General features: G+C 67.8%; 8 protein-coding genes. 6 read left to right on the top strand and 2 right to left on the bottom strand.

Annotated features, from left to right (window positions below):
* The first annotated feature begins 22 nt into the window (after positions 1 to 22).
* A complete protein-coding gene (locus AC56LU_RS03150) occupies positions 23 to 2,044 on the top strand; it encodes an MHYT domain-containing protein (protein ID WP_497174135.1) in 2,022 nt (673 codons plus the stop codon).
* A 117-nt stretch (positions 2,045 to 2,161) separates the two neighbouring features.
* Here the strand turns inward: AC56LU_RS03150 and AC56LU_RS03145 are convergent, their stop codons facing one another.
* Positions 2,162 to 4,237 carry a diguanylate cyclase gene (locus tag AC56LU_RS03145; RefSeq protein ID WP_497174134.1) on the bottom strand — a complete coding sequence of 692 codons (2,076 nt, stop codon included), beginning with the start codon at positions 4,235 to 4,237 and terminating at the stop codon, positions 2,162 to 2,164.
* A 409-nt stretch (positions 4,238 to 4,646) separates the two neighbouring features.
* Here AC56LU_RS03145 and bcaP point away from each other — a divergent pair, with 409 nt between their 5' ends.
* The 5 genes from bcaP (at position 4,647) to cphA (ending at position 12,886) form a co-directional block, all read left to right on the top strand.
* Positions 4,647 to 6,044, top strand: coding sequence for a branched-chain amino acid transporter BcaP (gene bcaP, locus AC56LU_RS03140; RefSeq protein WP_497174133.1), 1,398 nt, complete (start codon positions 4,647 to 4,649; stop codon positions 6,042 to 6,044).
* 152 nt (positions 6,045 to 6,196) lie between these two features.
* The gene (locus tag AC56LU_RS03135) at positions 6,197 to 6,814 is read left to right on the top strand and encodes an isochorismatase family protein (protein ID WP_497174132.1); all 618 of its coding nucleotides are present in this window, start codon (positions 6,197 to 6,199) and stop codon (positions 6,812 to 6,814) included.
* Between the two features lie 12 nt (positions 6,815 to 6,826).
* A complete protein-coding gene (locus AC56LU_RS03130) occupies positions 6,827 to 8,596 on the top strand; it encodes a thiamine pyrophosphate-requiring protein (protein WP_497174131.1) in 1,770 nt (589 codons plus the stop codon).
* A 105-nt stretch (positions 8,597 to 8,701) separates the two neighbouring features.
* Entirely contained in the window at positions 8,702 to 10,195 is a 1,494-nt protein-coding gene (locus tag AC56LU_RS03125) for an iron-containing redox enzyme family protein (RefSeq protein ID WP_497174130.1), read from the top strand.
* A 60-nt stretch (positions 10,196 to 10,255) separates the two neighbouring features.
* Positions 10,256 to 12,886, top strand: a complete 2,631-nt coding sequence (cphA, locus tag AC56LU_RS03120) for a cyanophycin synthetase (protein WP_497174129.1) — start codon at positions 10,256 to 10,258, stop codon at positions 12,884 to 12,886.
* Between the two features lie 127 nt (positions 12,887 to 13,013).
* Here cphA and AC56LU_RS03115 read toward each other — a convergent pair whose 3' ends face one another.
* Complete coding sequence (locus AC56LU_RS03115) at positions 13,014 to 13,526, bottom strand: outer membrane beta-barrel protein (RefSeq protein WP_497174128.1); 513 nt, start codon at positions 13,524 to 13,526, stop codon at positions 13,014 to 13,016.
* Positions 13,527 to 13,679: the final 153 nt, after the last annotated feature.

Here is a 13,679-nt window from a genome sequence, read left to right as displayed (position 1 = left end):
TAGGCGCCGCGCCGGTGCGGACATGAAGGGATTTCATCTGCCTCCTATGCTGATCGGCCATTACGAACCATCCCTGGTGCTGCTCTCGATCCTGGCGGCGATCTTTGCGTCCTATACGGCACTGAGCCTCGCGATGCGGGTCAAGCAGTCGCACGGCTACGCGCCGCACGCCTGGATGGCCGGCGGGGCCTTCGCCATGGGCAGCGGCATCTGGGCCATGCACTTCATCGGCATGCTGGCCTTCCGCCTGCCGATGCCGCTGGCCTACGATCCGGTCATCACCTTCATCTCCTGGCTGCTGCCGGTGGTCGTTTCCGGCATGGCGCTGTGGCAGCTGCGCCACCGCGAGCTGGGCGGGCGCCACCTGGCCTGGGGTGCAGTGCTCATGGGGCTCGGCATCAACGCCATGCACTACACCGGCATGGCCGGCATGCGCATGGACCCCGCCATCACCTACGATCCCTGGCTGTTCCTGGCCTCGGTGGCGATCGCCATCGGCGCTTCCGCAGGCGCGCTGTGGATCGGTTTCAAGCTCAATGAAAGCGTCAGACACCCGCGCCTGGTCCAACTGGGCGCCGCCATCCTCATGGGCGGCGCGATCGCCGGCATGCACTACACCGGCATGGCCGCGGCCCACTTCGACGCGGCCAGCGTCTGCCGCGCCGCCGGCAACGGCGTCAACCAGGACCACCTGGCGATCCTGGTCGCGGTGGCGGCCTTCGCTGTGCTCAGCATCGCGCTGCTGGCCGCGGTCTTCGACACCCGCCTCGAGTCGCGCAACCGCACCCTGGCGGCCTCGCTGGAAACCGCGGCCGAGCGCCAGGAGCTGTACCTGCGCGAACAGAAGGCGCGGGTCGAGGCCGAGCAACTGAGCCAGCAGAAGGACGAGTTCCTGGCCACGCTGTCGCACGAACTGCGCACCCCGCTCAATGCGATGCTGGGCTGGTCGCAGTTGCTGCTGCAGGGAGCGCGCGACGAAGCGATGCTGCGCCGCGGCCTGGAAACCATCGAACGCAATGCGCGCGCCCAGTCGCAGCTGATCGAAGACATGCTCGACATGAGCCGGCTGATCGCCGGCAAAATAAGAGTGGAAGCCCGTGTCGTGACACCGTCCGAATTCGTCAACGCCGCGCTCGAGACCGCGGGCCCGGCGGCGGTCGGCAAGCAGATCCACCTGGTGGCCGAGGTCGACTACGACGCCGGTCCGGTGCTGGGTGATCCGGGCCGGATGCAGCAGGTGATGTCGAACCTGGTATCGAACGCGATCAAGTTCACCGAGCCGGGCGGACGCGTGGCCGTGCGTGTACGGCGCGAAGGCGGGGAAGTGGCGATCGACGTCGCCGACTCCGGCATCGGCATCGATCCCGCGTTCCTGCCGTTTGTATTCGACCGCTTCCGCCAGGCCGATTCCTCGTCCGCGCGGCGCCATGGCGGCCTTGGGCTGGGCCTGTCGATCGCGCGCCAGCTGGTCGAACTGCAGGGCGGCGCCATCACGGTTGCGAGCAGCGGGGTGGGGCGTGGCGCCACCTTCACCTTGCACCTGCCGATCCACCAGGACGCCCCGGTGGCCGAGCCGGCCGCGGCGCCGGCGGCCGGCTCGGGGGGCGACGCTCCGGCACCCTGCGCGGCCGCCGGCGCCGGCGGCCTGGCGGGCGTGACGGTGCTGGTGGTGGACGACGAGCCCGATTCGCTGGAGCTGGTGCAGCAGGTGCTGGCCGAGACCGGCGCCCGGATCCTTACTGCCACGGGTGCCGCCGAGGCCCTGCGCGTGGCGGCGGACGAGTTGCCCGACCTCTTGATCAGCGACATCGGCATGCCACTGATGGATGGCTTCGAGCTGATCCGCCGTATTCGCAGCGGGCACGACCGCACCCTGGCCGCCTTGCCGGCGATCGCGCTGACGGCGTTCTCGCGCCGCGAAGACCAGCAGCGCGCACTGGAAGCCGGCTACGACGAATACATGGCCAAGCCGCTGCGTCCGTCGGTGCTGCTGCAGGTCGTGGTGGCGATGGCCGGGCGTGGGGCGCTCAGCCGCACGGCGTAGGGTGGGCGGGTCTCCCGCCCACGCGGTGATAGCTGCAGCGTGCTTCGCGAAAATGGTCCGGCTGGTTGGACGCGTGGGGTGATCTGGTCCAGTGGACCAGGTCGCAAGCCGCCCACCCTACAGTGAGGGTTTCCAGTCCATGTCCGGCAGCACCAGGTTCAGCTGGAGCTTGCGCTCCTGGCCCCGGGCTGAAGCCCCGGCGCCCTGGATCCCTTCGACGATAAAGCCGCGGTTGCGGCCCGCCTCCTTCCCTTGGTAGAGCGCACGGTCGGCCAGCGCGATCGCCTGTTCCCAGCCGAATGCGTCGTCGCGCTTGTCGACGGTACCGAGCGGCAGCGAGACCGCGCCGGCGGTGGCGCTCACCTGCAGTGCGCTGCCGTCTTCCAGCACCACCGGGGCGCCGGCGATCGCGTTCAGGATGCGCTGCACCAGCAGCGGGCGCCGGGCCTCGCTCACGCCCCGCGAATACACCAGGAATTCCTCGCCGCCCCAACGCAGCACCATGTCCGACTCGCGCACAACCCCGTTCAGGCGGCGCCCGACCTCGACCAGCACCGCGTCGCCGGCGGCGTGGCCGTGCTGGTCGTTGATGCGCTTGAAGTGGTCGATGTCGAGCAGGGTGAAACAGTCGTCCGGGGCCGCCTGCTGGGCGTGCATGCGGTCGACGAAGGATCGGCGGTTGAACAGGCCGGTTAGCGGGTCGTGCGCCGAGTGGTAGGCCAGCTCGGCGTTGAGTTCTGCGAGGCGGCGCGAGTTGCGCTGCGATTTCCGGTACAGCATGGTGACGAAGCCCGACACCACCATGGCGATCGCCGCCCCGAGCGAGGCCAGCGCCAGGCGCAGGTTGCGGTTATCGATCTCGGCGTCCTTGACGGCGTTCTCCTGGCGCAGGTGCTCGATCTGGGCGGCGCGCTGCTTGGCGTTGAAGCCTTCCTGCAGGGCGGCGAAGGCCTTGTTGCGGCGCTCCAGTTCCAGCGATTCCTGGATCTTCTCGCGCTCGCGCACAGTCTGCAGCGCCTGTTTGTGCAGGCCGGCCCGTTCCAGGGCTTCGCCTTTCTCGGCCAGGATATTCGACACCGCCAGCATGGCGCCGGCCTTGCGCAGTTCCTGCGCGGTGCGGTCGATATACACCGTGCCTTCGGCCATGCGGCCCTGGCCGAACAGGGCGAAGCCGAGGTTGGCGTAGACCATCTGGATGATGCTCTGGTCGGTCACCGCCTCGGACAGCGCTACCGCGGCGCGTGCGGCCCCTTCTGCCTCGACGTAGCGCTGCGCCCGCAGGAAGGCATCGGATACGTTGCCCAGCACATTGGCTTCGATCCAGCGCAGGCCGTTCTTGCGCGCCAGCGCCAGCGCCCGGTCGAAGGCCGCGTGCGCCTGCGGCAGCTGGGCCAGCGACACATAGGCGCGCCCGTCCAGGAAGTACATCGAGGCCTGGACCCGCGGCGGGATGGCGCCGTCCGCGCCCGCGCTGCCGTGCTTGCCGCCGCTGCGCGCCTCGCGGTAGGCGCGGGTGGTCTCGAGCGCCTTGGCGGCATTGCCGCTGTTGACGTACAGGCGCGCCAGGGCGAGGCGCACGTCGGCTTCGCGCGGGCTCCATGGCTGGGGCGTGCGCTGCACCAGTTCCAGCGCGCGCAGGTAGTGGGCGAGGGCGCGGTCGTGCTGGCCGGTGGTGTTGTAGATCGCGCCGTAGGCGACTTCGGCGTTGGCCGCGAACTCGGTGCCGGGAAGCTCGCGATACTGGGCGTTCAGGCTTTCCAGCAGGGCCATCGCGGCAGCCGGATCGTTGTCGTTGAGGCGCCGGTGGACCCGCCCGAGGCTGGCCAGGGCCAGCTGCAGGGCGTCCTGCCGCTCGCCGGCCAGGCGGATGATGCGTTCGTCCACCGCGTAGGCGTCGGCCAGCTGTCCGGCGTCGCCGTGAATCCGGCGCAGCAGGCGCAGGTAGTCGACATGCAGCGCGTAGGGGGCGCCCTCGGTGAAGGCGGGCGCTTCCCCGAGCAGGCGGGCGCGCGCGTCGGGATTGCTGCGCTCCGCCAGCCGGGCCAGTTCGCGCAGGCGCAGTTCGCTGCCGACCGGCCCTGGAGCGGCCAGCGCCGCTGGCGCCGCTGCGGCGGACGCCAGCACCAGCAGCAGTGCCGGCAGGGCCCTGCGCCAGGCCTGCATCGCCTTGCGGGATGCCAGTGGGGTCGTCATCGTGCTCAGCCTGCCGCGTAGGTGGGGTGCACGGCGTCGAGGCCGGGCGCTCGTCACCGCTGAATGCGGCGACGCCCGATTATCTTCTGTTGATTTGCGGAAATCAAGCAGTGAAAAGCGGCCACGGCGAATACACAACGCCCGTGGTTTTTTGATTGAAATAAAAGAATTATTCGCTTTTCATTACTTTACTTTGATTCCGACCAGCAATCTGGTGATAATGTCGGGTCTGCGGCCGCCGGAGCATCGGCGGTCTGAGAAGGGTAAGCAACAGGCAGCAAAACAAGACGGAAGTCGGTTCACGAATCAGGCATCCGGTCCACCGGCCGGATGGCGGCGCGCTAGGCATACAGTGCAGCGGCATACACAAGACGCGGAACCATACTATTTTTTGATTGGAGAACAAGTAGTGAGTCTTTTTAGAACCAAGAATCTTGACACGATGGTCGCAGCGGCGCAGAAGCCGGGCGGCCTCAAGAAAGTGCTGGGCCCGTTCGACCTCGTCCTGATGGGCATCGGCGCCATCATTGGTACCGGCATCTTCGTCCTTACCGGCACCGGCGCCGTCACCGCGGGTCCGGCCCTCACGCTCTCCTTCTGTATCGCCGCGCTGGCCTGCGGCTTCGCTGCGCTGTGTTATGCCGAATTCGCCTCGAGTGTGCCGGTGGCCGGCTCGATCTACACCTATAGCTACTTCACCCTCGGCGAAATCGTCGCCTGGATGATCGGCTGGGACCTGCTGCTCGAATACGGCCTCGCCACCTCGACCGTCGCGGTGGGCTGGTCGGGCTACTTCCAGTCCCTGATGGGAGGCTTCGGCTTCGTGCTGCCGGAAGCGCTGCGCGCGGCCCCGGGCGCACAGCCGGGCGTGGACACCCTGATCAACCTGCCGGCCTTCCTGATCATGATCTTCCTGACCTGGGTCCTGTCGATGGGCGTGCGCGAATCGGCGCGCGTGAACAACGTCATGGTGATCATCAAGACCGGCGTCGTGATCCTGTTCATCGTGGTCGGCGTCAACTACGTCAAGCCGGAAAACTGGCAGCCCTTCATGCCCTTCGGCTTCGGCAGCGTGATGAGCGCTGCGGCGCTGGTGTTCTTCGCCTTCATCGGCTTCGACGCCGTCACCTCGGCCGCCGAGGAAGTCAAGAACCCGTCCAAGGACCTGCCGATCGGCATCATCGGTTCGCTCGCGGTCTGCACCGTGCTGTACGTGATCGTCGCCGCCATCATGACCGGCATCGTGCCCTTCATGAACTTCAAGGGCGTCGACCACCCGGTCTCGCTGGCCCTGCAGTACGCCGGCCAGGACTGGGTCGCCGGCTTCGTCGACCTGGCCGCGATCCTGGGCATGAGCACCGTGATGCTGGTGATGGCCTACGGCCAGACCCGCATCCTGTTCGCGATGTCGCGTGACGGCCTGCTGCCGGCCAAGCTATCGGAAGTGCATCCGAAATACGGCACCCCGTACTTCGCCACCTGGATGGTCGGCATCGTGTTCGGCCTGATCGCCGCCGTGGTGCCGCTCAATGTGCTGGCCGAGCTGGTCAACATCGGCACCCTGGCCGCGTTCACGCTGGTATCGCTGGCCGTGATCATCCTGCGCAAGAAGCGCCCGGACCTGCCGCGCGCCTTCCGCTGCCCTGGCGTGCCGGTGATCCCGGCGCTGGCCATCATCTTCTGCCTGGCCCTGATGTCCTTCCTGAGCTGGCACACCTGGGTGGCCTTCGGCATCTGGCTGCTGCTCGGCCTGGCGGTGTACTTCCTGTACGCGCGCCAGCGCTCGCTGCTGGGCAAGCAGCAGTAAGTAGCGGCAAACCGCGGGTTAATACCGTCCCTGGACGCCCGGTCACGCAAGTGGCCGGGCGTTTTTGCATGGCGGCGCCCATGCCGCCGCCGTGGTAGTCTGGCGTCGATCGCTGGCCATCCCGGGCAGCGGCCGTCAAGGAGCATGCTTCCATGAGCGCCATCGTGCTCGGCAAGGGCGACGCCCTCCTGATCGTCGACATGCAGAACGACTTCCTGCCCGGCGGCGCCCTCGCGGTGCCGGGCGGCGACCTCGTCGTCGAACCGGTCAACACCCTGATCGACCTGTATCACGGGCGCGGCTTGCCGCTCTACGCCTCGCGCGACTGGCACCCGGACGACCACTGTTCATTCACTGCCCAGGGCGGACCGTGGCCGCCGCACTGCGTGGCTGCCTCCGAAGGCGCGCTGTTCAGCGAAGCCCTGCGCCTGCCCGAGGAAGCGATCGTGATTTCCAAGGCGCTCAGCGCGTCCGAGGACGCCTATTCCGCCTTCAGCGGCACCGGCCTGGCGCGCGCCATGCGCGCCGACGGCATCACCCGGCTGGCCATCTGCGGCCTGGCCACCGACTACTGCGTGCTGAACACGGTGCTGGACGGGATCGACGCCGGCTTCGAGGTGCTGCTGGTGCTCGAGGCAACCCGCGCGGTCGACGTCGCGCCCGGGGACGGCGACCGCGCCATTGCCCGCATGCTGGCCGCGGGCGCGGTGCCGGTCCGTCTGTCCGCCGGCCAACTGGTCGGCGACGTGGCGCTCGGCGCCCGTCTTTAACGAGGAGATGGCATGGCAACGGTCGGCGACTTCCTGCTCGAACGCCTGCACGGATGGGGCGTGCGGCGCATCTTCGGTTATCCGGGCGATGGCATCAACGGCATCATGGCCGCCTTCGGGCGCCAGCAGGGCGTCGAGTTCATCCAGACCCGGCACGAGGAAATGGCGGCCTTCATGGCCTGCGGCCATGCCAAGTTCACCGGCGAGGTGGGCGTGTGCCTGGCCACCTCCGGTCCGGGGGCGATCCACCTGCTCAATGGTCTGTATGACGCCAAGCTCGACCACCAGCCGGTGGTGGCCATCGTCGGCCAGCAGAAGCGCAGCGCGCTCGGCGCAAACTACCAGCAGGAAGTCGACCTGATGGCCCTGTTCAAGGACGTCGCCGGCGACTACGTGCACATGGCGGCCACAAGCGACCAGGTGCGGCACCTGGTCGACCGCGCGATGCGCATCGCCCAGAGCGAGCGCTGCGTCACCTGCGTGATCCTGCCGAACGATGTGCAGGAAGAAGAGGCGGTGCCGATGCCGCGGCGCGAGCACGGCTACACCTTCAGCGGCATCGGGGCGGCCAGCCGCGCGCTGGTCCCGCCGCAGGACGCGCTGCGCGCAGCGGCCGCCATCCTGAATGCCGGGAGCAAGGTGGCGATCCTGTGCGGCGCCGGCGCCCAGGGCGCGCACGAAGAGCTCACCCAGGTGGCCGAACTACTGGGCGCGGGCGTGGCCAAGGCGCTGCTGGGCAAGGCGGTGCTCGCGGACGGGCTGCCTTTCGTCACCGGATCGTGCGGCATCATCGGCACCGAGGCCAGCAATGCCATGCTGCAGGATTGCGATACCTTGCTGATGGTGGGCTCGAGCTTCCCCTATGCCGAATTCCTGCCGCCGGAAGGGCAGGCGCGCGGCGTGCAGATCGACATCGACGGCCGCCTGCTGAGCCTGCGCTATCCGATGGAGGCCAAGCTGATGGGCGACGCCAGGGCCACGCTGGCCGCCCTGATTCCCTGCCTCGAGCGCAAGCAGGACCGCAGCTGGCGCGCGCGCATCGAGCGCGATACGCTGGCCAGCCGCCGCCAGCTCGCCGACAAGGCGCTGGCGCCGGCCGAGCCGGTGAACCCGCAGCGCGTCTTCACCGAACTGTCGCCGCGCCTGCCGGATGGCGTCATTCTCGCCGGCGATTCCGGTTCGGTGGCGGCATGGTACGCGCTGCACCTGCAGGTCCGACCCGGCATGCTGGCCTCGCTGTCCGGCACGCTGGCGACCATGGGCTCGGCCGTGCCGTATGCGCTGGCAGCCAAGCTGGCGCACCCCGACCGCCCGGTGATCGCGCTGGCCGGCGATGGCGCCATGCAGATGAACGGCATCAACGGCCTGATGTCGGTCGCGTGGCACTGGCAGGCTCGGTCCTGGTCCAACCCAACTTTCGTGGTGCTGGTACTGAACAACCGCGACCTGAATTTCGTCACCTGGGAACAGCGCGGCATGCAGGGCGAGCCGAAGTACCAGCCCTCGCAGCAGCTTCCCGATTTCCGCTACGCGGACTATGCCCGCATGCTCGGTCTGGATGGCGAGCGGGTCGACGACCCGGAGCAACTGGGCGCCGCCTGGGACCGGGCGCTGGCCAGTGCCCGGCCCTTCGTGCTCGAAGTAGTGGTGGATCCGAACATCCCGCCGCTGCCGCCGCACACCGTCGAGAAGCAGCGCGAGCAAGTCGAAGAGGCGATCGCAAAAGGGGATAGCGAGGCGCACGATGTGCGACGGGGGATGGATGTCCAGTCGAATCCTTGACGATTTGGCAGGATTTTAACTGTCCAGCTTTTGTCATTTTGTAATCCCTTTCTTACATCCTCACAGGGCGGGTACCTCTTCTCGATAAATAGTTCAGTCCGGATAATGTTGCGATCGTCCCACCAGACCAACGATACGATCGAGACCATGAACTCCATGTTGTTAGCAGACGCCACCAACGTCGCCGTCACAGGCGTTGCCGCCACCCGGGAACGTTCGAAAGCGCTGTACTTTTCGCTGTACGACAATCCGCATGCGCACACGGAACAAGCGCGTGCCTATATCGCCGATCAGATTGCAGCCGTCCAAGACCTGCCGGCAGACTTGCCGCCGACGATCAACGAACTTCCGGCCTGGGTCGAGGAACGCACCGACGCCGTCGGCGCGCAGTACCGTGATTACCTGGCCGCGCGCAAGAACGGCGCCCCGCGCCGCTATTTCTCGTGCCGCGCGCACGCACTGAACTTCATCAAGACCGTCGCGCCGACCAAACTGGTCGACGGCGCCTGGCTGTATGGCCTGCTGAAACACTGGGACAACCCGGCCTACCACGAACTGATCAAGACCTACCTGGAAGAGCTGGGCGAGGGCGCGCCCAGCAAGAACCACGTCACCATCTACCGCAAGCTGCTGGCAACCCACGGTTGCGAAGGCTGGGAGCAGCTCGACGAAGAGCACTTCGTGCAGGGCGCGATCCAGCTCGCGCTCGGCCATAACACCGACCACTTCCTGCCCGAAGTCATCGGCTACAACCTCGGCTACGAGCAGCTGCCCCTGCACCTGCTCATCACCTCGTACGAGCTGAACGAGTTCGGCGTCGATCCGTATTACTTCACGCTGCACGTCACCGTCGACAACGCCGCCAGCGGCCACGCCCAGAAGGCGGTGCAGGCCTTGACGAACCTGATGCCGCGCGTGGGCGACCGCGACGCCTTCTACCGCCGCGTGCTGGACGGCTACCGCCTGAACGACATCGGCGCCAGCACCACCTCCTGCATCGCCGCCTTCGACCTGCAGGCCGAGCTGGTGGCCATCCTCGCCGCCAAGAGCAGCGTCGGCAAGAACATGCACTCGGACTACTGCCGCGTCGCCGGGCGCTCGGTCAACGACTGGCTGGGCACGCCGTCGCAGATCCCCGACTTCCTGTCGGCGCTGGAGGGGGCCGGCTGGATCAAGCGCGGCGAGGACGTCGAGCACAGCCGCTTCTGGCGCCTGGTGCATGGCGAGAAGGCCGAGATGTTCGGCGTCTTCAACGCCTACGAGCAGCAGGTGCTGCGCGACTGGATCATGTCGCCACCCGGCGGCCAGCGCGCCGAGGGGCCGCGCATGCTGACCTGGCGCGCACGCCAGCGCACCCTGGACAACCTGGGCCAGCAGCTCGACCGCAGCGCCGGCTTCCCCGAGCGCGGCCTGATCCGCCGCCACCCGCGCCTGGAGGCGCCGGACAACGAACTGCGGCTGCTCGAGGAGCAGGTGGCGGCAGCTGCCGGGAAGCAGGAAGCCATGGACCTGCTGGGCGGCCTGCTGTCGCCCGACATCCACCACACCGCGGTGGGCCTGATGGCCACCCGCATGTACACGCGCCTGTTCGACGCCTGATCCACTGCGCACCTGGCCATTGCCTGGTGCGCCGATAATGATTATTACAAGGATATATTCGTGCAAATCCTGGAACAACGCTTCCTGCGCGGACCGAACGTCCACGCCGATTCGCCCTGTCTGCTGAGTGTGATCGACCTGGAGAACCTGTACGGGGTCTCTTCAAAAGACCTGCCCGGTTTCAACGACGCGCTCCTGGAGGCGCTGCCTTCGCTGCAGGGGCAGCTGCTGCCGACGGGGCAGCGTGGCGGCTTCGCCCAGCGCCTGCGCGAAGGTACCTACCTGGGGCGCGTGATCGAACAAGTCACGCTCGAACTGCAGACGCTGGCCGGCGCCCCGGCGAGTTACGGACGCACCCGTCCGGTCGCCGGCCGCCCGGGCGTGTTCCGCGTGGTGTGCGCCTACCAGTCGGAAAGCCTGGCGCAGCCGGCCTTCCAGCTGGCGGTGGACCTGGTCGCGGCCCTGGCCAATGGAGAAGACGGCGACCTGGCCTCGCGCCTGGAGGAGCTGGGTGCGATCGCGGCGCGCCATGCGATCGGCACCAGCACCGCGGCAGTACTGGCCGCCGCGCACGAGCGCGGCATTCCGACCCAGCGCATCACCGAGGACGCCAACCTGTTCCTGCTGGGCTGGGGGGCGAAGCAGAAGCGCCTGCAGGCGACCACCACCGGCGATACCAGCTTCATCGCCGTCAAGATCGCCAGCGACAAGCAGCTGACCAAGACCCTGCTCAAGGAAGCCGGCGTGCCGGTGCCGGAAGGCGTCGTGGTCAGTTCGGTGGAAGAGGCGCAGCGCGCCGCCGCGCGCATGAAGGCGCCGGTGGCGCTCAAGCCGCTCGACGGCAACCAGGGCAAGGGCGTCACGGTCGACTGCCGCGATGACGAACAGGTGGCGCGCGCCTTCGCGTTCGCACGCCAGTACGGCCGCCGCATCATCGTCGAACGCTTCGTCGAAGGCCGCGACTACCGCGTGCTGGTGGCCGGCGGCCAGGTTGCGGCGGCGTCGTACCGCCGTCCGGCCCACGTGGTCGGCGACGGCATTGCGAGCATCCGCGAACTGGTCGCGCGCGAGAACGCAAACCCGGCGCGCGGGTCCGGCCACACCAACATCCTCACCAGGATCGCGCTCGACGCGCATGCCGAAGACATGCTGCGCAAGCAGGGCTTCGAGGCGGACAGCGTGCTGCCGCTGGGCGTTGCCGCCGAGCTGCGCGGAAATGCCAACCTGTCCACCGGCGGCACCGCCGAAGACGTGACCGACCTGCTGCCGGAATCGACCCGGCTGCTGTGCGTGCGCGCGGCCGCCAAGATCGGCCTGGACGTCGCCGGTATCGACATCGTGTGCCGCGACATCGCGCTGCCGCTGGACGCCCAGCGCGGCGCGGTCATCGAAGTGAACGCCGCGCCCGGCATCCGCATGCACCAGTACCCGAGCAGCGGCGCCCCGCGCGATGCAGGCGACGCCATCGTGCAGGGCCTGATGGGCGACTCGGACGGCCGCATCCCGACCGTCGCCGTGACCGGCACCAACGGCAAGACCACCACGACGCTCCTGATCGCGCACAGCGTCCGGCTGGCTGGCAAGGTCGCCGGCGTGACGACCACCGAGGGCGTGTTCATCGACGGCAAGCAGGTGGCCAAGGGCGACTGCACCGGCTACTGGTCGGCGCGCACCGTGCTCGGTTCGCCGGACGTCGACTTCGCGGTGCTGGAAACGGCGCGCGGCGGCATCCTGAAACGCGGCCTGGCTTTCGATCGCTGCGACGTCGGCGTGGTGCTGAACATCGCGGCCGACCACCTCGGCCTGGACGGCGTGGACACGGTGGAAGACCTGGCCCAGGTCAAGGCGGTGGTGGCGACCTCCGCCTCGAAAGCGGTGGTGCTCAACGCCGAGGACCCGCTATGCGTGGCCATGGGCCGGCGCGCCAAGCCGGAAGCCGAGATCGTGTACTTCTCGATGGATCCGGAAAACCCGGTGTTCCTGAAGCACCTGGAAGACGGCGGGCGCGGCGTCTACCTGCAGGACAATGCGGTGGTGGTCGCCGACGAGAACCTGCACCAGGAACTGGTACGGGTCGAGAGCATGCCGGTGGCTTTCGGCGGGCGTGCGCGCTTCAACATCGCCAACAGCCTGGCGGCGGCGGCGGCCCTGATGGCCTCCGGCTTTACCAATATGCAGATCGCCACCGGCCTGTCGACCTTCGTATCGAACGGCCGCACCAATCCCCTGCGCACCAATATGTTCGATATCCGCGGCGTGACCGTGATCGTCGACTATGCGCACAATCCGGCGGCCTACAAGGCCATGGCCGAGATGGCGCGCGCGCTGCTGCCGGGGCAACTGGTGGGCATCGTCACGGCGCCAGGTGACCGCCGCGACGACGACCTGCGCGAAGTCGGGCGCGTATGCGGTGCGCGTTTCGATGAACTGGTGGTGTATGAATCGCAGAGCCGCGGGCGCGAGGTCGGGGAGGCGGTCGACCTGATCCTGGATGGCGCGGAGGAAGCGGCCGGCATCAGCGACACGCTGCACCGCGTGATCGAGGTCGGCGAGGCGATCCGCCACGGCCTCGATCTGTGCCGTCCCGGCGACGTGCTGGTGTTCGCCTGCGGATCGTCGCTGCAGGTGTTCGTGGATGCCTTGCGGGTGAATGATCCGGAGAGCGCGGACCTGGTGGCGGCCCAAGTGTGATTCCGTAGGGTGGCCGGCTCCGCCGGCCGCGCGTTCAACTCCGGCATGCGTTGTGGCGGCGCATCATTGATCTGGACGCGCGGCCGGCAAGCCGGCCACCCTACGATTCCCGGTATTCAAACGATTCTTAGAAGAAGAACTGCAGCGCCAGCGTCCAGACGTTCGGCTTGAGAACATCCGGCTTCTCCCTGGGCAGGCGCTCGTATTCGACCGTGACGGCGGTGTTCGGCGTGATCGAATACTGCAGGCCGAAGGCGCCGTAGGCGCCGGTCCTGGATTTCTTGCCGAGCGCGGTCGGTGCCGGAGGGGGCAGGGCAGGACGGCGGGTCTGGGCCACGCCCACCTTGCCGTAGACCGACAGCTTCTCGGTCAGCGGCAGGCTCGGTTTGACGGCGATGTACATGCCATAGCCGTTCTTCAGGTCGACCGCGCCGCCTTCGAGCGCCAGGCCCTTGCCGAACTGGTAGCCGCCGAATACCTTCGGACTGGCCTTGGTCGCCGCGCCGACGTAGTCGACGCCGGACACGCCCACGCCGGCATAGGCCTGGGGCGCCCGGGGTGCGCCATTCGCCGGCTCGTAAGCCTGGGCCGCGCCACAGAAGGCCATGCCTGCGACGAGAACGGCCAACACTTTCTGCATACCTTTTCCTTCCGATGTCTCGAGCCGATCCGCTGTCGTGAGGAGCGAGCCGGGTTACGGATGAGCAAGGTAACAGTTGAAGACTGGCATGGAAATACCAAATTGTAACGAAATGCAAGACTTGGCCGAATAAATCACCGCCTTGTCATCCGT

This window comes from Telluria sp. PB2R4, assembly GCF_059685695.1.
The sequence above is the reverse complement of the archived record's forward strand: the minus strand, read 5'-3'. Positions and strand labels throughout refer to the sequence as shown.